At 65.5% G+C, this 20,748-nt stretch carries 20 protein-coding genes and 1 tRNA gene; 11 read left to right on the plus strand and 10 right to left on the minus strand.

All coding sequences use genetic code 11. The features are described 5' to 3' along the window. A partial coding sequence (locus E7773_RS01305) for an acyltransferase (RefSeq protein WP_293987177.1) occupies window positions 1-1,124 on the plus strand: 1,124 nt, incomplete at its 5' end. Here E7773_RS01305 and E7773_RS01310 read toward each other — a convergent pair. Next, the gene (locus E7773_RS01310; protein WP_293987179.1) at window positions 1,096-1,245 is read right to left on the minus strand and encodes a hypothetical protein; all 150 of its coding nucleotides are present in this window, start codon (window positions 1,243-1,245) and stop codon (window positions 1,096-1,098) included. The two genes, E7773_RS01305 and E7773_RS01310, sit on opposite strands and share 29 nt — an antisense overlap. A gap of 150 nt (window positions 1,246-1,395) precedes the next feature. Between E7773_RS01310 and purS the strand changes: the two genes are divergently transcribed. Then, window positions 1,396-1,623 (plus strand): phosphoribosylformylglycinamidine synthase subunit PurS, encoded by a 228-nt coding sequence (gene purS, locus E7773_RS01315; RefSeq protein ID WP_293987180.1) that lies wholly within the window; start codon window positions 1,396-1,398, stop codon window positions 1,621-1,623. Next, window positions 1,620-2,285 (plus strand): phosphoribosylformylglycinamidine synthase subunit PurQ, encoded by a 666-nt coding sequence (gene purQ, locus E7773_RS01320; RefSeq protein WP_293987181.1) that lies wholly within the window; start codon window positions 1,620-1,622, stop codon window positions 2,283-2,285. Before purS ends, purQ begins: the two co-directional genes overlap by 4 nt. Here the strand turns inward: purQ and E7773_RS01325 are convergent. Further along, window positions 2,282-3,025: a queuosine precursor transporter gene (locus E7773_RS01325; RefSeq protein WP_293987183.1), complete on the minus strand. Its 744-nt coding sequence runs from the start codon at window positions 3,023-3,025 to the stop codon at window positions 2,282-2,284. The two genes, purQ and E7773_RS01325, sit on opposite strands and share 4 nt — an antisense overlap. Window positions 3,026-3,081: 56 nt before the next feature. Between E7773_RS01325 and E7773_RS01330 the strand changes: the two genes are divergently transcribed. Then, window positions 3,082-3,158: transfer RNA gene (locus E7773_RS01330), tRNA-Arg, on the plus strand. A gap of 5 nt (window positions 3,159-3,163) precedes the next feature. Here the strand turns inward: E7773_RS01330 and E7773_RS01335 are convergent. Genes E7773_RS01335 through E7773_RS01345 form a run of 3 tightly spaced genes read right to left on the minus strand, consistent with a single transcriptional unit; the run spans window position 3,164 to window position 6,144 of the window. Next, complete coding sequence (locus tag E7773_RS01335) at window positions 3,164-4,171, minus strand: CaiB/BaiF CoA-transferase family protein (RefSeq protein ID WP_293987184.1); 1,008 nt, start codon at window positions 4,169-4,171, stop codon at window positions 3,164-3,166. A gap of 1 nt (window position 4,172) precedes the next feature. After that, window positions 4,173-4,955, minus strand: coding sequence for an SDR family NAD(P)-dependent oxidoreductase (locus E7773_RS01340; RefSeq protein ID WP_293987185.1), 783 nt, complete (start codon window positions 4,953-4,955; stop codon window positions 4,173-4,175). A gap of 13 nt (window positions 4,956-4,968) precedes the next feature. After that, the gene (locus E7773_RS01345) at window positions 4,969-6,144 is read right to left on the minus strand and encodes an acetyl-CoA C-acetyltransferase (RefSeq protein ID WP_293987187.1); all 1,176 of its coding nucleotides are present in this window, start codon (window positions 6,142-6,144) and stop codon (window positions 4,969-4,971) included. A 143-nt stretch (window positions 6,145-6,287) separates the two neighbouring features. Between E7773_RS01345 and E7773_RS01350 the strand changes: the two genes are divergently transcribed. Continuing rightward, complete coding sequence (locus E7773_RS01350; protein WP_293987189.1) at window positions 6,288-8,366, plus strand: malate synthase G; 2,079 nt, start codon at window positions 6,288-6,290, stop codon at window positions 8,364-8,366. Window positions 8,367-8,586: 220 nt separating this feature from the next. After that, window positions 8,587-8,919, plus strand: coding sequence for a hypothetical protein (locus E7773_RS01355; protein ID WP_293987191.1), 333 nt, complete (start codon window positions 8,587-8,589; stop codon window positions 8,917-8,919). A 70-nt stretch (window positions 8,920-8,989) separates the two neighbouring features. Here the strand turns inward: E7773_RS01355 and E7773_RS01360 are convergent, their stop codons facing one another. Genes E7773_RS01360 through E7773_RS01370 form a run of 3 tightly spaced genes read right to left on the minus strand, consistent with a single transcriptional unit; the run spans window position 8,990 to window position 14,857 of the window. Beyond that, window positions 8,990-12,610, minus strand: coding sequence for an error-prone DNA polymerase (locus E7773_RS01360; protein ID WP_293987193.1), 3,621 nt, complete (start codon window positions 12,608-12,610; stop codon window positions 8,990-8,992). Then, complete coding sequence (locus E7773_RS01365) at window positions 12,607-14,163, minus strand: DNA polymerase Y family protein (RefSeq protein ID WP_293987195.1); 1,557 nt, start codon at window positions 14,161-14,163, stop codon at window positions 12,607-12,609. Before E7773_RS01365 ends, E7773_RS01360 begins: the two co-directional genes overlap by 4 nt. Further along, entirely contained in the window at window positions 14,090-14,857 is a 768-nt protein-coding gene (locus E7773_RS01370; RefSeq protein WP_293987197.1) for a hypothetical protein, read from the minus strand. The genes E7773_RS01365 and E7773_RS01370 overlap by 74 nt, the downstream gene beginning before the upstream one ends. A gap of 98 nt (window positions 14,858-14,955) precedes the next feature. Here E7773_RS01370 and E7773_RS01375 point away from each other — a divergent pair, with 98 nt between their 5' ends. Genes E7773_RS01375 through E7773_RS01385 form a run of 3 tightly spaced genes read left to right on the plus strand, consistent with a single transcriptional unit; the run spans window position 14,956 to window position 17,854 of the window. Beyond that, complete coding sequence (locus tag E7773_RS01375) at window positions 14,956-15,249, plus strand: plasmid stabilization protein (protein WP_293987199.1); 294 nt, start codon at window positions 14,956-14,958, stop codon at window positions 15,247-15,249. Beyond that, complete coding sequence (locus E7773_RS01380) at window positions 15,250-15,792, plus strand: CinA family protein (protein ID WP_293987201.1); 543 nt, start codon at window positions 15,250-15,252, stop codon at window positions 15,790-15,792. A gap of 10 nt (window positions 15,793-15,802) precedes the next feature. Beyond that, the gene (locus E7773_RS01385) at window positions 15,803-17,854 is read left to right on the plus strand and encodes an NAD(+) synthase (protein ID WP_293987203.1); all 2,052 of its coding nucleotides are present in this window, start codon (window positions 15,803-15,805) and stop codon (window positions 17,852-17,854) included. Between the two features lie 98 nt (window positions 17,855-17,952). Here E7773_RS01385 and E7773_RS01390 read toward each other — a convergent pair whose 3' ends face one another. After that, window positions 17,953-18,243, minus strand: a complete 291-nt coding sequence (locus E7773_RS01390) for a hypothetical protein (RefSeq protein WP_293987205.1) — start codon at window positions 18,241-18,243, stop codon at window positions 17,953-17,955. A gap of 59 nt (window positions 18,244-18,302) precedes the next feature. Between E7773_RS01390 and E7773_RS01395 the strand changes: the two genes are divergently transcribed. Beyond that, a complete protein-coding gene (locus tag E7773_RS01395; protein ID WP_293987207.1) occupies window positions 18,303-19,196 on the plus strand; it encodes an alpha/beta hydrolase in 894 nt (297 codons plus the stop codon). Window positions 19,197-19,255: 59 nt separating this feature from the next. Beyond that, on the plus strand, window positions 19,256-19,537 hold the full coding sequence (locus E7773_RS01400; RefSeq protein ID WP_293987209.1) for a UvrB/UvrC motif-containing protein: 282 nt from the start codon (window positions 19,256-19,258) through the stop codon (window positions 19,535-19,537). Here E7773_RS01400 and E7773_RS01405 read toward each other — a convergent pair. Continuing rightward, on the minus strand, window positions 19,534-20,694 hold the full coding sequence (locus E7773_RS01405) for an alpha-hydroxy-acid oxidizing protein (RefSeq protein WP_293987211.1): 1,161 nt from the start codon (window positions 20,692-20,694) through the stop codon (window positions 19,534-19,536). The two genes, E7773_RS01400 and E7773_RS01405, sit on opposite strands and share 4 nt — an antisense overlap. Between the last annotated feature and the right edge of the window lie 54 nt (window positions 20,695-20,748).

Here is a 20,748-nt window from a genome sequence, read left to right on the forward strand (position 1 = left end):
CGGCGACCCTCGCGTCGCTGGTGCTGGCCGGCGAACAATTCGCCGCGTTGGTTTGGCCGATGATCGTCCCGGTCGCCGGGACCTGCCTCGTTCTCGCCTATGGCCGTACCGGCACGATCGCCGCGCGCGCTTTGGCATGGCGGCCGGCAGTGATCGTCGGGCTGATCAGCTATTCGCTCTACCTCTATCACCAGCCTGTCTTCGCCTTCGCGCGCATCGCTAGTCTCGACCAGCCGAGCCGCGCGGAGATGACGCTACTGATCCTACCAGTCTTCGTCCTCGCCTGGCTGTCGTGGCGATACGTCGAACGCCCCTTCCGCGATCGCGGCCGCACGGCCCCGCGCACCGTCGTCGGCTTCTGGCTGATCGCGAGCGCGGCGTTGCTGGCGATCGGCGGCGCGATGGCCGCGACGTCGGGGTTCAAGGCGCGCTGGCCCGAGCTCGCCGAGCACGACGCCGGCTTCGGCGCGGCGCAGAACCAGTCGTACAACCTCTCCGCCTTCGCGTTTCGCGGCGTGCCGCTCCCCGACGCCAGCCCCAAAACGCGCGTGCTGGTGCTCGGCAATTCGTTCGCGCGTGATTTCATCAACATGGGCCGGGCGAGCGGCAATTTCGGCCATCACATCGTGAGCTACGACGAGAACGTCTGCCCGCCGCGCTTCGATGACGCCGAGCGGCACAACCTGCGCAACGCCGATTTCATCGTGTTCGGGTCGCTCGCGAAGCGCTGCCTCGACCATTGGCTGCCGAATGCCGCGCGCGACACGAACGCCAAGATTATCGTGCTCGGAACCAAGAATTTCGGGTGGAACAACAATGCCGTGATGCTGCTCGATCCCGCCGTGCGCTACGGCTACCGCGCGAAGGTGCTCGACGGCGCGATCGCCGATAATGAGCGCGAGCGACGCATGGTCCCGCCCGCACTGTTCGTCGACCTGCTCGGCATGCTGATGGACGGCGACCACCGCGTCGCCGTGTTCACGCCGGACCATAAATTCATCAGCCAGGACCGCCAGCATCTGACCCAGGCCGGGGCGGCCTATGTCGGCGGCATCGTGTTCCGCGACCCGCGCCTTCGCGCACTCGCGGAGGGCGTCAACTCTTCACCCGAATTCCGCAAATGATCCCGAACACGAAGCACGAGACCAAAGACAGCTGGACGTACCCGCGCGGATCGGTCCAGCCGAAATAATCCTGGCCGAACGTGAACACCGCAATGAACAGGAACATTGCCACCACGGCCATGTTCGTACCCTTACCTATCGGCCGCGCTCATCAGCGAGCGGGCCGCTCCCGCCCGAAAAGCTGCGCCCCGCGGCTTAACGAAACGTAAAAGTTGCGACGGGTTGCCCACGCGGCCATAGGGGCGCCGACTCCCGCACAGGAACCGCGCGCATGAAGGTCCGTATCGTCGTCACCCTCAAACCCGGCGTGCTCGACCCGCAAGGCAAGGCGATCCACAAGTCGCTCGAGGGGCTCGGGTTCGGCGGGATCAACGACGTGCGCGCGGGCAAGGTGATCGAGCTCGATGTCGCCGACGAGACGAGCGACGACGATCTGGACGGTATGTGCCGCAAACTGATCGCGAACACCGTGATCGAAAACTACCGGATCGAACGATGACCGCCGCGGTCGTCGTCTTCCCCGGATCGAACTGCGACCGCGACCTGGCGGTAGCGATCGCGGCGGTGACCGGGCGCAAGCCGGCGATGGTGTGGCATGCCGAGACCGAGCTGCCCGCCGGATGCGACCTGATCGCGCTGCCCGGCGGGTTTTCGTACGGCGACTATCTCCGCTCCGGCGCGATGGCGGCGCGGTCGCCGGTGATGCGCGCGGTGATCGACGCGGCGGAACGCGGCGTGCCGGTGCTCGGCGTTTGCAACGGGTTCCAGGTGCTGACCGAGGCGGGGCTGCTCCCCGGCGCGCTGATGCGCAACGCGGGCCTCAATTTCGTGTGCCGCGACGTCGAATTGTCGGTCGAGAATGCGCAGTCGGCCTTCACCAGCCGTTACGCCGCGGGCGAGAAGATCATGATCCCCGTCGCGCACCACGACGGCAATTACACCGCCGATCCCGAAACGCTCGACCGGCTCGAAGGCGAAGGCCGCGTAGCGTTCCGCTACACCGGCCAAGTCAACGGATCGGCGCGCCAGATCGCCGGCGTGCTCAACGCGAGCGGCAACGTGCTCGGCATGATGCCCCACCCCGAACGCAAGATCGAAGCCGCGCACGGCGGCGACGACGGACGGCGGCTGTTCGAAGGGCTGCTGGAGCTGGTCGTCTAGACCTTCGCGCGGAACGGCGAGAAGTCGGTGCCTTCGTCGAACACGTCGACGCCCTCGGCGCGCTTGAGACTGCCGACCACAAGGTAGGTAACGGGCGTCAGCAGCACTTCCCAAGCAACCTTCAGCGCCCATTGCGTGAACAGCAACTTGACCACTAGTGCATGGGTGAACCCTTCCGCCCCCCAGAACGCGAGCGGGTAGAAGATCAGACTGTCGACGCCCTCCCCGGCAATCGTCGAGCCGATCGTGCGGGTCCACAAATGCTTGCCGGCGGTCCAGATCTTCATCCGGGCAAGCACGTACGAATTAACGAACTCTCCCGCCCAGAATGCGCAGCAGCTGGCGAAAACGATGCGCGGCACCTGGCCGAAAATCGTCTCATACGCCTTCTGGTTGGTCCAGTCGGGTGCGGGCGGCAGCGCGACGACCACCCAGCTCATCAACGCCATGAACAGAACCGCGCCGAACCCGGCCCAGATCACGCGCCGGGCACGCGCGTAACCGTAGACCTCGGTCAGCACGTCGCCGATCACGTAGGAAATCGGGAAGAACAGGATGCCCGCACCGAAGGGCCAGTAGCCGTAGCCGGGCAACCAGACCTGCGCGACCTTGCCCGCGCCGATCACGTTGGAGAGGAGCAGGATAGCGACGAACGCTGCCATCACGAAATCGTAATAGCGAAACGTCTGGACGGTATTTGCCGTCACCGCTCGCAACTTGCCCTGATCCCCCTCGGTCATGCGCGCGTTATGATGGGCGTTTCACCCTCGCGCAATCCGCGCTAGGCGAAGCTTGGGCGCCCGTAGTTCAACTGGATAGAGCACGAGCCTTCTAAGCTTGGAGTTGCAGGTTCGAGTCCTGCCGGGCGCGCCACCCCTTTACGAAAAGCGCGGCGCGGGGGCGGGCTGGAGCACGCCCTCGCGCTCGACGAAGGTGCCGCGCGCGACGTTGTGCGGATGCTCGGCCGCTTCGGCCATCGACAGGACGGGCGCGAAGCAGACGTCGCTGCCCTCCATGATCGCACACCATTCGTCGCGGGTTTTGGTCTTGAAGATCGCGGTCAGGCGATCCTTCTGCGCCGGCCATTGAGCGCGGTCGAACTGGGCGTCGAACAGCGGATCGGCGGCGATCCCGAGCTTCTCACGGAGCAGCGCGTAGAATTGCGGCTCGATCGACCCGATCGACACGAACCCGCCATCGGCCGTCTCGTACACGTCGTAGAACGGCGCGCCGGTATCGAGCAGGTTCGTGCCGCGCTCGTCGCTCCACATGCCGTTCGCGCGAAAGCCCCACATCATCGCCATCAGCAGGGCCGATCCGTCGGTCATCGCGCAGTCGATGACTTGCCCCGCCGCCCCGCTCTTTACCGCGAGCAGCCCGGCGACCATGCCGAACGCCAGCATCATCGCCCCGCCGCCGAAATCGCCGACCAGGTTGATCGGCGGTACCGGTTTCTCTCCGTTCCGCCCGATCGCGCCGAGCACGCCCGACAGCGCGATGTAATTGATGTCGTGCCCGGCGGTGGCCGCGTAGGGCCCGTCCTGCCCCCAGCCGGTCATCCGCCCGATCACCAGCTTGGGATTATCGCCGAGCAGCACGTCGGGTCCGATCCCCAACCGCTCGATCACGCCGGGGCGGAACCCCTCGATCAGCCCATCGGCAGTTTTCACCAACTCGCGCAGCTTCGCGATGTCGTCTGGCGACTTAAGGTCGAGTTGCATCACCGTGCGCCCGCGCAGCAACGGGTCACGCGGATTGGGCATCGCGCCAGGGCGGTCGATTTGGATCACCTCGGCGCCGTGATCGGCCAGCATCATCCCGCAGAACGGCCCCGGCCCGATCCCCGCCAGTTCGACGATGCGAATGCCGGTGAGCGGGCCCGTCATGTCAGCGCGGCGCCATCCGGATCGCGCCGTCGAGGCGCACGTCCTCACCATTGAAATAGCCGTTTTCGATCATCGTCAGCGCGAGGCCGGCATATTCGGGTGGATTGCCCAGCCGCTTGGGAAACGGCACCGACGCGGCGAGATTGTCGCGCACCTGTTGCGGCGCGCCCTGCATCAAGGGCGTCTCGAAAATACCCGGCAGGATCGTGTTGATGCGGATGCCCTCCCCCATCAGGTCGCGCGCGATGGGGAGCGTCATGCCGACCACCCCGCCCTTCGACGCCGAATAGGCGGCTTGGCCGATCTGGCCATCCTCGGCGGCGACGCTGGCGGTCATCACCATCGCGCCGCGCTCGCCATCCTCGCCCGGCTCCAGCGTCAGCATCCCCGCCGCCGACTTGGCGACGCAGCGGAACGTGCCGATCAGGTTGATCTGGATGAGCCAGTCGAACGCCGCCAGGCTGAAATGCTTGATGCTGCCGTCTTCCTTCGAGCGGCTCGCGGTCTTCATCGCATTGCCGGTGCCCGCGCAGCAGACGAGCACGCGCTCCTGACCGTGCGCGGCACGCGCCTTGGCGAAGCCGGCATCGACGCTCTCGTCGCTGGTCACGTTGACCTCGCAGAACAGCCCGCCGATTTCCTTGGCGACCGCCTCGCCCTTTTCCGCCTGCATGTCGAAGATCGCCACCTTGACGCCCTTCGCCGCGAGTGCACGCGCGGTTGCCGCGCCGAGGCCCGAGGCACCGCCGGTGACGACCGCCGCGACCGAATTATCGAGTTTCATCCATTCTCTCCGCTTACAGCCGCTCGACGATCGTCACGTTGGCGATCCCGCCGCCCTCGCACATCGTCTGCAGGCCCCATTTCTTGTCGCGCGCCTTCAGCGCGTGGAGCAGCGTCGTCATCAGCTTGGTACCTGACGCGCCGAGCGGATGACCCAGCGCGATCGCGCCGCCGTTGACGTTCATGCGCGCATGGTCGCCGCCGATTACGCGGAGCCACGCGAGCGGCACCGGCGCGAACGCCTCGTTGACTTCGTACAGGTCGATATCCTCGATCTTCATTCCCGACCGTTGCAGCGCGCGTTGCGTCGCGGGGAGCGGTTCCTCGAGCATGATCACCGGGTCGCCCGCGGTCACGGTCAGGTTGTGGATGCGCGCCAGCGGCGTCAGCCCGTGATCCTTGAGCGCGCGCTCGCTGACGATCATCACGCCCGACGACCCGTCGCAGATTTGGCTGGCCGAGGCGGCGGTGAGCACGCTGCCCTCGCCCAGCGGCTTCACGCCCGCCATCGATTCCATCGTCGCGTCGTAGCGAATGCCCTCGTCCTTCGTGTGGAGACCTTCATTGCCCTCCTCATCGACGATGGCGATCGGCACGATCTCGTCATTAAACGCCCCGGCCTGCGTCGCCGCCGCTGCACGGCGATGGCTTTCGAGCGAAAAGGCATCGAGTTCCTCGCGGCTGAACCCGTATTTCTGCGCCATCATCCCCGCACCGACGAACTGACTGAACCCGGGAACGCCGTAGCGGTCCTTGATCCGTTGCGACCACGGCCCGACACCGATCCCGAGCTGCGCCGGGGCAGAACTGGCGAGTCCCATCGGCACGCGAGTCATGCTTTCGACGCCGGCGGCGATGACGATGTCCTGGGTGCCCGACATGACGGCCTGCGCAGCGAACTGGATCGCTTGTTGCGAAGACCCGCACTGCCGGTCGATCGACACGGCGGGGACGCTGTCGGGGAGCGACGAGGCCATCACCGCGCTGCGCCCGATATGCGCGGACTGCTCGCCGGCCTGCATCACGCAGCCCATGATGACGTCCTCGACCGCCGCGCCGTCGATCCCCGAGCGCGCCACCAACGCGTCGAGCACTGCGCCGCCCAGATCAGCCGGGTGCCAGTCCTTGAGCTTACCGCCGCGCCGCCCACCAGCGGTGCGCGCCGCCGCGACGATATATGCCTCCGCCATATCACTCTCCTATCGGTTTCAGTTAGCCACTGGTTGACGCAAGCGGCAAGCGAATTTGCAGGGTGGACGGCTGGACCGGTCGGTGTATTGGCACGGCTCCTCCCCGCCCAACCTGACTGGAGTAATGCGTGTCCGGAGGTTCCATGATCGATCGTAATGGGTTGCAGGTCGCGAGCGAACTCGCCGCCTTCATCGAAGAGCGCGCGCTGCCGGGGACCGGTATCGCGCCGGACGCCTTCTGGGCGGGCGCGGCGGATATCTTCGCGCGGTTCGCTCCGGAGAACCTGCGGCTGCTCGCAAAGCGCGACCTGATCCAAGCCGAGATCGACGGCTGGCACGCCCAGCGCACCGGTACCGCGATCGACCAGGCCGAGTATCAGGCGTTCCTGAAATCGATCGGCTATCTGGTCGATGAAACCGCACCCTTTCAGGTCACGACCGAGAATGTCGATCCGGAAATCGCCACGACCGCGGGACCGCAACTCGTGGTCCCCGTGCTCAACGCCCGCTTCGCGCTCAACGCCGCCAACGCGCGCTGGGGGAGCCTGTACGACGCGCTCTACGGCACCGATGCCATTCCCGGAACGCCCAAGCCCGGCGGCTACGATCCCGAGCGCGGGGCGCAGGTGATTGCTTGGGCCAAGGCGTTTCTCGACGCCGCTGTGCCGCTCGCGAGGGAGAGCTGGGTCGACCTGACCGGCGTGCCGGTGCTGGCCGACCCGACGTTACTGGTCGGGCGCTCAGGCGAGAATTATCTGTTCCGCCACAACGGCCTGCACATCGAATTGGTGATCGATCGCGAGCATCCGATCGGCCGCGACGACCCGGCGGGTATCGCCGACGTCATCCTCGAAAGCGCGATCACGACCATCGTCGACTTGGAGGATTCGATCGCGGCGGTCGACGCCGAGGACAAGGTCGCCGCTTACGCCAACTGGCTCGGCTTGATGAAAGGCGACTTGGTCGACACGTTCGACAAAGGCGGGCGGAGCGTTACGCGCAGGCTCAATCCCGACCGGAGCTACACCGCCCCCGATGGCGGCACCTTCACCCTGCCCGGCCGCGCGCTGTTGTTCGTGCGCAACGTCGGTCATCTGATGACGACGCCAGCGGTCCGACTGTCCGACGGCGGCGAAGCGCCCGAGGGAATCCTCGATGCGATCGTCACCAGCATGATCGCGCTGCACGACATCAACGGGCTGCGCGCGAACAGCCGCGCCGGGTCGATCTACATCGTCAAACCCAAGATGCACGGGCCGGGCGAAGCGGCGTTCACCAACGACCTGTTCGACGCGGTCGAGGATTTGCTCGGGTTGTCGCGCCACACGATCAAGGTCGGCGTGATGGACGAGGAACGCCGCACCTCGGCTAACCTCGCCGCGTGCATCAAGGCGGTGAGCGGACGGATCGCGTTTATCAACACGGGATTCCTCGACCGTACCGGCGACGAAATCCACACCGGCATGCAAGCCGGGCCGATGGTGCCCAAAGGCGAGATGAAGACCAGCGACTGGATCGCCGCGTACGAGAACCGCAACGTCCAGATCGGGCTCGCGTGCGGGCTGTCGGGCAAGGCGCAGATCGGCAAGGGCATGTGGGCCGCGCCCGACCGCATGGCCGACATGCTCGAGCAGAAGATCGGCCACCCGATGACCGGCGCCAACACGGCGTGGGTGCCCTCGCCCACCGCCGCGACGCTGCATGCGACGCACTATCACCGGATCGACGTGTTCGCGCGGCAGAAGGAGCGCGCAACTGAGCCGGTCGCGCCGCTCGATGCGCTGCTGTCGGTCCCGCTCGCGCTCGGGCGCAACTGGACGCCCGACGAGATTCGCGCGGAACTCGACAACAATGCGCAAGGAATCCTCGGCTATGTCGTCCGCTGGATCGATCAGGGCGTGGGCTGTTCGAAGGTGCCCGACATCCACGACATCGGCCTGATGGAAGACCGTGCGACGCTGCGCATCTCGAGCCAGGCGCTCGCCAACTGGTTGCTTCACGGCGTCTGCACGCCCGAGGAGGTGGAAGCGGCGTTCGGTCGGATGGCGGCGAAGGTCGATGCGCAGAATGCCGGCGACCCGCTCTATCGCTCGCTGGTCAACAACCCGACCGGCCCCGCCTTCCGGGCCGCCCGTGCGCTGGTGTTCGAGGGTACCGTCCAGCCCAATGGCTATACCGAACCGTTGCTCCACCGTTTCCGCGCCGAAGCCAAAGCAAGCTAATTTTGCGCAATTGGACAAAACGGACAGCGCAATTGCCGAGTTCTGGTTCACAGAAATGTCGTTATTTTACAATATGACTAAGATCGGTGAGAGATTAGCTTGCGCTTGCTCGCCGGTCCCGTCTCCTGGTCAACTTTGTCCTCGCCAAAATCGCGCCGATCTATTAGGCTCCGCAGGGTTGGATTCGTCCGTCGCGAATCCTGGTTTGGGGGGTATAGCGATGTTCAAGTTGATTAAAGTCAGCGTGGCCGCCAGCCTGCTGGTTGCGGGGATGGCAACCGCCGGCGTGCCGTCTGGGCGTAATTTCACGATCAAGAATACCAACGGCAGCGTGTCGGTTCAGCGTGTCTGGTATGCGCGCGCCGGCGAGTCCGGAGATCCGTGGCACGAGGTCATGCTCGATTATGCGATCAAGCCGGGCACCACGTCGAACTTCACGATGGGTGAAGGCGATGTCTGCCTCTACGACATCAAGGTGCAATTCAGCGACGAAGTCATTCAAACGCGCGGCAACATCAATGTCTGCCGCGGCGACACGGCGGTCGTGACCTGATCGAGCGACGCTTCGACGGGGTCGGAATGGGGCGGCGGACGGTGGTTCGCCGCCCTTTTCCGTTACTCGATCAATGGAAATCACGCGATTTGGGCAGGATGCGAACGTTGCGGGGATGCCGCCCGCCGGGGGATTGTGCCTTCACGTAGCGCGGATCGGGGACAAGGCCGATATCGGCCCGCGCCATCGTCGGGCGCATAACGTGATCCCCGGATAGCCGCGCCAGTTCATGCGTGCGATCGATCACGCGCGCACCGATCAAATGAACGACGCTACCTTCTTTCTTTGAACTACGTTGGACTTCGCCCTCGACAGTCATCAGCCGCGATCCCATGACTTGCATCCGTTGCGCCTCGAACACACGGGCCCAGAGCAGCACGTTGCTGATCCCGGTCTCGTCTTCCAGCGTGATGAAGATCGCGTTGCCGTTGCCCGGCCGCTGGCGCACCAACACAACGCCGGCGACGGTCACGCGCGACCCATGTTTGGCCTTGTCGACCTCGGCACAGCTCAACACGCCTTCGTCATCGAACACCGAGCGCAAGAACTGCATCGGATGCCCTTTGAGCGATAGTCGCGTCATCTGGTAATCGGTGCTGACTTCTTCACTCAGCGGCATGGCCGGAAGCGCAGCATCCGCCTCAATCCCCAACTCGCGCGCCTGCGCCGCGGCGAACAGCGGAAGCTCGTTCGACGGCGTCCGCCGCACCTCCCACAAGGCATCGCGCCGCCCCTTGCCGATCGATCCCCACGCATCGGCGTCGGCGAGGAGACGGAGAGCGCGCGACGGAAGGTGTGTGCGGCGAGCGAGGTCCTCGATCGATGTGTAGGGACCGTTGGCGAGGCGCTCTTCAGCAATATCATCTCCCCAGAGCTTGCTGAATCCATCGATCTGGCGAAAGCCTACCCGTAGCGCCAAACCTGAATCATGGCGCTGCCGTTTATTCCATTTTTTCAATGGCGCCGGCGACCAATCGCTAGGCTCCAGCCTGTTATCCCAATCGCTGAAATTGATATCGGCAGCTAAAATCGCGACGCCATGCTCGAACGCGTCACGAACGATCTGCGCCGGTGCGTAGAACCCCATCGGCTGCGAATTGAGCAACGCACAGGTGAAAACGGCCGGATAGTAGCATTTGATCCAGGCCGACACGTAGACCAATCGCGCGAATGAAAGTGCATGGCTTTCCGGGAAGCCATAGCTGCCGAACCCCTTGATCTGATCATAGCAACGTTGCGCGAAATCTCGCTCGTAACCGCGGCGCACCATCCCCTCGACCATCTTGGTCTCGAGGTTGTGGATCGTGCCAACGTTGCGAAAAGTGGCCATCGCCCGCCGCAGACGATTGGCGTCGCCCGGCGAGAAGGCGGCAGCAACGATCGCCAGCTTCATCGCCTGTTCCTGGAACAATGGAACGCCTTCGGTTTTGCCCAGCACAGACGCCAATTCATCAGGGGGGCCGAACTCGGGCGACGGAGCAGGGAAGCAAACTTTTTCCTGTTTGGCGCGGCGCCGCAGATACGGATGCACCATATTGCCCTGAATTGGCCCTGGCCGGACGATCGCGACTTGAACGACGATGTCGTAGAATTTCTCGGGCCTGAGCCGCGGCAGCATGCTCATCTGCGCGCGACTTTCGACCTGAAACAAGCCCAGGCTATCGGCTTGGCATAGCATGTCATAGATCACCGGATCTTCCTGAACGGCGATGCTGTTCAGCGCGGGCCTTTCCCATCCCTGCTGGTCGATCAAGTCGAACGCCTTTTTGATGCACGTCAGCATGCCGAGCGCCAGCACGTCGACCTTCATCAGCTTCAGCGCGTCGATGTCGTCCTTGTCCCACTCGATGAACGTTCGGTCCTCCATCGCGGCATTGTGCAACGGCACCGTCTCGATCAGCGGCTCCTGGGTCAGCAGGAACCCGCCGACGTGCTGCGAAAGATGGCGCGGAAATTCGAGAAGCTGGTCGACCAAGTCCTTCAGGCGCGCGACTTCGGGGTTGTCGAGCGTAAAGCCGGCTTGCGTGAAGCGGCCTTCTTCGACTTTGTTCGAATAACTGCCCCAGATCGTGCCCGACAGGCGCGAGGTTATATCCTCGCTCATCCCCAAAGCTTTGCCGACTTCGCGCAGGGTGCTGCGCGATCGATAATGGATGACGGTAGCCACGATCGCTGCGCGATGGCGGCCGTAGCGCCTGTAGACGTACTGCATCACCTCTTCGCGTCGTTCATGTTCGAAATCGACGTCGATATCGGGTGGCTCATCACGCTCGCTAGATACGAAGCGCGAGAATAGGAGATCATGCTTGACCGGATCGACCGAGGTCACGCCCAACAGCCAACAGACAATCGAATTGGCCGCAGATCCGCGTCCCTGGCAGAGGATCGGCGGTTCGCAGCTATTGGCGAATTGGACGATGTCGTGAACCGTCAGGAAGTAATAGGCATAACCGCGTTCGCGGATCAGGGCGAACTCCTCGTCGATCAGCGCCTGAGCCCTGAGCGGTATCGTCTCACCGTATTTCTCGGCCGCGGCCTCGAGCACCAGATGCTCCAGCCAATCCTGTGCGGCCCATCCTTCAGGTACCGGTTCGTGGGGATATTCATAACCAAGCTGATCTAGCGTGAAGTCGATCCGCTCGATCAGCCGTCGCGTCTCGTCGATCGCCTGCGGATAGCGGCGGAACAACCGCGCCATATCCTTCGGCGATCTCAGATGCCGTTCGGCGTTCGCTTCGAGCAAGCGTCCCGCGCGCTTTACGTCGGTGCCCTTGCGGATGCAGGTAACCACGTCGTGGAGTTGACGTTGGGCGGGCGAAGCATACAGCGCGTCGCTCACCGCAATCAGCGGAACACCAGCATCTTTTGCGGTTTTGGCGAGGTCGTGTAGCCGGCGCTGATCCTTGCCGCCGTAAGTGGCGGTAACGCCAAGCCATATTCTATTGCCCACAAGCTGTTTGAGGCGTTTCAGCGTATCCGGTAGAGGGTCATTATTCGCATTTTGTGCCGGGATCCAACTCAGCACTTTGGCCGTCGTAAGCGGCTCATTCGGTACCCGAACAGGCTCGGCATTACCTGTGGGAAATTGGACGACATTGGTCGCCTCGCTCTCATCTCCACCGAGCTTGAGGAAACCACGATCCTGCTCCTCGGCGATCCGGCGTTTTTCGGCCAATTCCTCAACTTCATCCGGATCGAAAGTCGATTCCGCCAGCACGATCAGCAACAAGTCCTGATGGTGTGCAATCAGATCACCCAGATCGAGTAAGCATCCTCCCTTCGCCGCACGGCGGTTGCCATCGGTTAGCAAGCGCGTCAGCCGACCCCACCCGTAACGCGTAGCAGGATAGGCAACGATATCCGGCGTGCCGTCGCGAAACACCAGCCTTGCGCCGACGATGAGGCGGAAGTCCACATCGGCCACAGGCATGATGTCGGGCTCCGAAAATTCATTCCACGGCTGATCGGCCTCGTGTTTGGTCTTGGCTTTAGTCGCCTGTTTGCTCCAACCTTCGCGCGATTCCTTGAGCGCGATATAGGCGCGCACAACGCCTGCCACGGTATTGCGATCGGCAATGCCAATAGCCTTCATGCCTAGCCGGATAGCTTCGGCGACCATGTGCTTCGGATGCGACGCTCCGCGCAGGAAAGAATAATTGGTCGCGGCGACCAGCTCGGCGAAACCTGTCACGCGAATACCCCGTGGACGTACCAGTTCGGCGCTGGCTTGCCGTCCTCGAACAGGCCGCGGCGGAAGATCCATAGCCGCCGACCGCGGCGGTCCTCGACACGGTAATAATCGCGTGTCGGCGCTTCGCGCGGCGCCCACCAAGGGGCAGCGATGCGTTCGGGGCCTTCGGCGAGCGCGACATGGTGCAGCGTCTTGCGCCAGCGGAACTGGCGCGGCGGGCCGTCGGGGACTTCGGACATCACGGCCTCGATCGGCTGCGGCGGATCGAACAGGTGAATCGGGCGGAGCGGTGGCTCGCCCGGATCGGGCGCGGGCCACTCGCCAGACGGCGCGGGATCGGTAGCGGGCAGCATGAATTCGGCCTGTTCGGGCAAATGCCGATCGCGCGGGGCGAAGCGGCGCACGCGGTTGCGTCCGAGCCGCGTCGTCAACCGATCGATCAGCGCCGCGAGTTCGGCCTCGGCGACCGCGCCGCCTTCCAGCTTCAACTGCGCCGCGTCGAGCCGCTCGGCGACCGGAATGTCGAGCCGGATCAGGTCGAACCCGAACCCCGGGTCGATCGGGTCGGCGAGCGTGTCGATCCGTTCGCGGAACAGCCGCAGCACAGCGGCAACGTCGCGGCTCGGCGCGCCGGTTTCGACCGCGAGACGCTGGACTAGTCCGTCGGCGCGGAAGAAGCGCACTACGAACCGCCGACCGCCTTCGTGTGCTTCCTCCAGCCGCACAACCGCTTCGGCCATCAATTCGCCGATCACCTCAATCGCGTATTCGGTGCGCGCCATCGGCTCGGCGAAGCGGCGTTCGACGCGGAGCGGCGGCTTGACGATGCGTGGGGTCAGCGGGCTGTCGGCCTCGCCCATGATCCGTCGCACCCGTGTCGCCGCCGCTCCACCGAACCGTGCGGCGATCGCCGACAGGGGCCGCACGATGACATCGCCGACCGTCTTCAAACCCGCGCGCTTGAGCGCCAACGTCGCTTCTACGTCGAGGCCCAGCGCGGCCACGGGCAAGCGGCGCACCGCCTCGTCTTCGGTCGCACCCGTGGTACGATACCGCGCCAGCGCGCGCGCCGCGTCGGGGTTATCCGCGAAGGCATGACTCGCCACCACACCGAGCCGCGCTAGCCGGGCGACGACATCGCCCGCCAGTGCGGTCTCCCCGGGAAACAGATGCACGCACCCGGTCACGTCGAGCACCAGCCCGTCGGGCGCGTCGATCATCACCCATGGCGTGTAGCGCGCGCAGCCGTCGGCCAACCGTTCGAGCCAGACATGGTCGTCGTGCGGGGTATGATCGAATGCTTCGAGCTCGGCGACCCGAGCGCGCGAATCCGCCAGCGTCATCCCCGGCTCGATCCCCAGCCGCGCGGCATTGGGATCAACCGCGTACAGCCGCTGCGCGCCCTTGACCTTTTCGATCAGCGCGTAGGACACGCCCGGGCGGCCAGCAAAGACGTGCGGTCGCGCGATCCGCAGCTGCTCAGCCGGCAGCCACGGGAAGTACAGCGCCAGGTAACGGCGCGCGCGCTGGGTCCTGGAAGGCTCGTCGTTCACGGTTCCACTCCACGCGCCACGTGACGCCGGCGGGCCCGGCGCGGCGGCGCAACAATTCGATCTCGAACACCGGATGCCCCGGCGCTCCTTCGGGCGTGCCGTCGGCCAGCGGCACCGACGGCGCGGCGGTCACGCGCCAGCGCGTGTCGGCGACGCTTGGGCTTTCGTCCGCCGCCATCCGCAGCAACAGCACGGTCACCCCCGAGGCTTCCGCCGCGAGCATCAGCCGCCGCGTCGCGGTCAGATCGAGCACGTGCGGGTCGCCCCAGCACTCGACCAGCAAAGCGCCCAGCCCCGCACACCGCGCCGCGTCGTTCGCCGCCTTCAGCAGCGCGGCATCGTCGGCGACCAATCCGATCAGGACTGCGTCCCCATCGACCCCCAGCTCGCCAAGCCCCGACGCGTAGAGCCGCCCGCACTGCCGCTCGACCTTGTCGGTGCGCAGCCACAAGAGCGGCTGCCCCTGACTAGCGCATAACGCCAGCATCGCAGCGAACCCCGCTGTGCTGCCGGTCTCTGCACCGTCGGCCGCCATCACCTCGTGCAACCGCCCCCGGCTCAGTCCCCCGTCGAACCAGGCATCGACCGCACGATGCCCGGTCGCGAACCGCCGTACGACATCCCGCGGGCGCGCGGTCTCCAGACGCGCCAACCGCCGCCGCAGCTTGTGAAGCGAGGCATCCGACTCGGCCATTTTGTTCATGATATGTTCTAAATTGAACGTTGCAACCGGAATCGTCCGGATCGTCCGCCGTCGCCACGCGTTGCACCCATAAGTTACAGGAGGTCCCCATGCCGCAAGGTGACAAGAGCGCTTACACCGACAAGCAGAAGCGCAAGGCCGAGCATATCGAGGAAGGCTACGAAAAGCGTGGCGCGTCGAAGAAAGAGGCGGAACGCCGCGCCTGGGCGACGGTGAACAAGGAATCGGGCGGCGGCAAGAAATCCGGGTCGGGGCGCGGCAAGAAGGAAAACCATTCGGCATCCTCGCGCGGCGGCAAGGCGCACAAAAAGGGATCGGCCGAAGCGCGGTCGGCGGCGGCGCGCAAGGGCTGGGATACGCGGCGGCGCAACGGAAACGCCTGAATGGGCGAAACCGAGACGCTCAGCCCGGCAATTCCCGCCGATGTCGAGGAGATGGCGGCAACGGTACTGCGCGAGGCGTGCGACATCGACGTCCGCCTGGCCACCGCCGAAAGCTGCACCGGGGGATTGCTCGCTTCGTTGCTGACCGACGTCGATGGCGTCGCACATGCATTCGAACGCGGATTCGTTACCTATAGCGAAGCGGCGAAGAACGAATTGCTCGGCGTGCCCCGATCGCTGATCGAGCGCGACGGCGCGGTCAGCAAGCCAGTCGCGGTGGCGATGGCCGAGGGGGCGTTGCATGCCAGCGATGCTGCCGTCGCACTGGCCATCACCGGCTTCGCCGGCAAGGGCGGCCCGGACGACGAGGCCGGTCTCGTCCACCTCGCTTGTGCCGGCACGGGTCAACCAACCGCGCACCGCGAAGAGCATTTCGGCGATATCGGCCGCGGTCCGGTCAGGATCGCCGCGTTGCGCGTCGCCCTCGAAATGATCGCAACCGCACTCGACGCGCGGATAGCGCCCGCGGCCAAACACGGCTAAGCGGCGCTGGATGGCGAAGACGCACCGTTTCTTTTCGCACCATGCGCACGAATTCCTGCGGGTCGCGGCGTGCACGCCGGTCGCGACGGTGGGCGATATCGCCGCCAACGCCGCCGCGGCGATCGCGCTGGCCAGGCGCGGGCATGACGACGCGTGCGACCTGCTGGTCTATCCCGAGTTGAACATCAGTTCGTACGCGATCGACGATCTCCACCTGCAGGATGCGATCCAGCGCGCGACCGACGCCGCGCTGGCCGAGGTCGCCGCCGCGACCGCCAAGCTGCGCCCCGTGCTGCTGGTCGGCGCCGCGATCCCGCGCGACGGGCGGCTCTACAATTGCGCGGTGGCGATCTATCGCGGGCGCATCCTGGGCGTGGTGCCCAAGACGTTCCTGCCCAACTACCGCGAATATTATGAAAAACGCTGGTTCGTCAGCGGCGACGGCACCAGCGGGACGATCGATGTCGCGGGCCAGACCGGCGTGCCGTTCGGCGACGATTTGATCTTCGCCGCGAGCGACCTGCCGCACTTCATCTTCCATGCCGAAATCTGCGAGGATTTCTGGGGGCCGATCCCGCCTTCGACCTATGCCGCGATGGCCGGGGCTTTGGTATGCTGCAACCTGTCGGCGTCCAACGTGGTGATCGGCAAGTCGCGCCAGCGGATGCTGCTGTCCGCCGCGCAGTCCGACCGCGCGATCTGCGCCTATGTCTTCTCCGCCGCCGGGCCGGGCGAGAGCACCACCGACCTCGCCTGGGACGGTCAGGGCATGATCCACGAACTCGGCGAGCTGATCGCCGAAAGCGCGCGGTTCGAGGGCGATCCCGAACTGCTGGTCGCCGACGTCGATTGCGGGCGCCTTAGGCTCGAGCGGATGCGCAACGGCACGTTCAACGACACCGCGCGCTTCGCCGGGGTCGAGCCCGCCAGCTTCCGCCGCATCGGCTTCGAAGCTAAGCCCGACTTCGCCGATGTCGGTCTGAAGCGCGACATCCGCCGGTTCCCGTTCGTCCCCAATACGCCCGCAAAGCTCGACGCGGACTGCTACGAGGCATTCAATATCCAGGTATCCGCTCTCGCCCAGCGGATCGTCGCGGCCAAGGCCGAGCGGCTGGTGATCGGCGTGTCGGGCGGCCTCGACTCCACCCACGCGCTGATCGTCGCGGCGAAGGCGATGGACCGGCTCGGGCGGCCGCGCGACGCGATCCTCGGCTATACCATGCCCGGTTTCGCGACGAGCGACGGGACCAAGGGCAATGCCTGGGCGCTGATGCGCGCGATCGGCGTCGCGGGCGACGAGATCGACATCCGCCCCGCCGCGGAACAGATGCTCAAGGCGATGGACCATCCTTTCGCCGACGGTAAGCCGGTTTATGACGTGACGTTCGAGAACGTTCAGGCCGGCTTGCGCACCGATTACCTGTTCCGTCTCGCCAACCAGCACAACGGTCTGGTGGTCGGCACCGGCGACCTCAGCGAACTCGCGCTCGGCTGGTGCACCTATGGCGTCGGCGACCAGATGAGCCATTACGCGGTCAACGCCGGCGTGCCCAAGACGCTGATCCAGTTCCTGATCCGCTGGTGCATCCGCACCGACCAGTACGATGCCGAAACCGACCGCGTACTGCAGGCGATCCTCGACCAGGAAATCTCGCCCGAACTGGTTCCGGCGGGAAAGGACGGCGCGATGCAATCGACCGAGGACAAGGTCGGGCCGTACGCGCTCAACGACTTCTTCGCGCACTACATCGTCCGCCACGGCATGGCGCCATCGAAGGTCGCGTTCCTCGCGCTGAAGGCTTGGGAGGCTGTGAGCCGAGGCCGCTGGCCGCGCGATTTCCCGGCGTCAGCGCGCACCGCCTACGACTTGTCGACGATCCGCTTCTGGCTCGAAAAGTTCCTCTTCCGCTTCTTCACGATCAGCCAGTTCAAGCGCTCGGCGATCCCCAACGGGCCGAAAGTGTCGGCGGGCGGATCGCTGTCCCCGCGCGGCGACTGGCGCGCGCCTTCGGACGGAACGGCCAAGCCGTTCCTCGACGAACTGAAGGCGAACCTGCCCTGATCAATCCTCCCCGTTCACGGGGAGGGGGAGCGCATTGCGCTGACGGAGGGGGCGGGCAACGAGCGACATGCCTGCGGCCCGCCCCCTCCACCACGCCGCTACGCGTCGCGGTCCCCCTCCCCGTCCCGGGGAGGATTTGGATCGCCCTCGGTCATCTCCATGAAGTCGCGCGCCGCGTCGCGGTCGGCGGGATCGGCGAACGCGACGTCGAGATCGGGCGCCACGCCGAGCATGTGCATCAGCGCCCAGAGCGCGAAGCGCCGCCCGCGATCCTGCGTCATGCCGAACTCGACCCGCATCCGCTCTGTCCCGGCCGCAAGACCGTCGGGCGACAGCGACGCGAGGTCGGTCGTCCCGAAATACCGCCGCAACTGATCGTCCAAATCCATTGACGCACCTTGCCGACAAGCCGCCGCCCTGCCAACCATACCGCAAACAGGAGAATGGCATGAAGGCGCAGGCGAACGGCATCGAGATCGAATACGAAGACTACGGTGAAACGAATGCGCCGCCGGTGCTTCTCATCATGGGGCTCGGCGCGCAGCTGACCCTGTGGCCGATGCCGATGGTCGATCAGCTGGTCGAGCGCGGTTATCGCGTGATCCGTTACGATAATCGCGACGTCGGCCTGTCGACCAAGCTCGACGAGCAACCCGCCCCGGCGATCACCGCGATCGTCGCGGCGCTGATGATGGGCACCAAGCCCGACGTGCCGTACCTGCTAAACGACATGGCGGCGGACGCGGTCGGGCTGCTCGACGCGCTCGGCATCGCCAAGGCGCACATCATGGGAGCCTCGATGGGCGGGATGATCGCGCAGATGGTCGCGGCGAATTACCCCGACCGCGTGCTGTCGCTGACCTCGATCATGTCGACCACCGGTAACCCCTCGCTGCCGCCTGCGACCGCCGAGGCGATGGCGGTGCTGACCACGCGCCCCGACGGCGCCGATGAGGACGCAATCGTCGCGCACGGCATCAAGGTCGAAAGGACGATCGGTAGCCCCGGCTATCCGACCGAGGAAGCGGTACTACGTGAGCGCGTGCTGCGCGATTTCCGCCGCATGTACTATCCGCCCGGCTTCGCACGGCAGATGGCGGCGATCGTCGCGAGCGGCGACCGGCGCGAGGCGCTGAAGGGGATCACCGCGCCGACGATGGTGATCCACGGCGCCGACGACCCACTGGTCCCGCTGGCGGGCGGGCGCGACACGGCAGAGACGATCCCCGGCGCGAAGATCGTCGAGATCGCGGGCATGGGGCACAATTTGCCCGAGGTGCTGATCCCGCAAGTGCTCGACGCGTTCGAGGAAGTGGCGAAGCAGGCAGCACCGGCGGCTTGACCGGAAGGCAATGACGACGTGCGGATTGAGCCAACCAGTAATCCGTATGTTGTGCCCGCATGACCAGCGACATCGAAACTCTCCGTCTCCGGATGGAGGCCGCCGCGCAAGCGCTCGATTTCGAAGAAGCCAAGCGCCTGCGCGATCAGCTCAATTTGATGCGCGGCGGCGCGAGTTTGGTGGAGGCCGAGGCGAGCGACACGTCCGACCTGACGCGTCAGCGGCCCGGCAAGATGGGTCTCGGCACTAGCCAGCAGCGGATGACTCCGCCCCTCGGCTGGAAGCCGCCCGCCAAGCCTGATCCGATGACGCGCAACTCGACGACGCGACGCAAAGGCTAGACCCGCACCGCCCCTTCGGCGCGCACCGCCTCAATCGTCGGCATGCCGTTGACCGCCATCATCAGATCGGCCTCGGCCAGGATGCACTTGAGCACGTGCGCCGCGCCCGCTGCGCCGTCGAGCGCGAGGCCGTAGACGAATGGGCGCCCTACCCCCACCGCGCTCGCGCCGAGCGCCAGCGCCTTGATCACGTCGCTGCCCGATCGGATGCCGCTGTCGAACCAAACAGGCGTGCTGCCCGCCGCCGCGACGACGCCGGGCAGCATGTCGATCGCCGCGATTCCGCCATTCGCCTGACGCCCGCCATGGTTCGAGCAGAACAAAACGTCGGCGCCCATATCGACCGCCTTCCTCGCATCGTCGGGGTGGCAAATGCCCTTGAGCACGATCGGCATCTTGGTCACCGATTTGTACCAGGCGATGTCGTCCCACGTCACCGGCCGCGCGAATTGCGAGGCCCAGAGCATCGTCGCCTCGGCGGGGGCGCCCATGGGATCCTTGCCGAGCATCTTCTTAAACACCGGGTCGGCGAAATAATTGGCGAGCACGTGCCCGCGCAGCTGCGGGAAATTGCCCGCGTTGAGGTCGCGCGGGCGCCAGCCGGTCACCCAGGTGTCGAGCGTTACCACCAGCGCGCGGTACCCCGCCGCCTCGGCCCGGCGGATCAGGCTTTCGGCGAGATCCTTGTCGCGCGGCGTGTAGAGCTGAAAGAAACCCGGCACATCGCCGAGATGCCCCGCGACATCCTCCATCGTGTCGTTGCCGAGCGTCGAAACCACCATCGGCACCCCGGTCATCGCCGCGGCTTGCGCTGCCGCGATGTCGCCGTGCTGGTCGGCGGTGCAGATGCCGGTGACGCCGATCGGGCTCAGGAACAGCGGGCTGTGATAGGTGTGGCCGAAGATCGTCGTCGACAGGTCGCGGTTGGTCGTCCCGACCATCATCCGCGGCACCATCCCCCAATGGCGGAACGCGGCGGCGTTCTGGTCCTGCGTCCATTCGTCGCCGCACCCGCCCTGGACGTAATTGAGCACGTGCGGCGGCATTGCCGCGGTCGCGCGCTGGACGAGCGTGGCGTAATCGACCGGCAGCTTGGGGAGCACGCCGCGCAGGCCGGCGCCGTAGATTTCGTTCTGATAGTCGCCGAAATGGGGCATCCGCCGCTCCACTCTTATCTCTTTCGACTCCCCTAGCCATTCGTGCTGAGCCTG

Source organism: Sphingomonas sp. (genome assembly GCF_004799495.1).
GTDB lineage: Bacteria > Pseudomonadota > Alphaproteobacteria > Sphingomonadales > Sphingomonadaceae > Sphingomonas.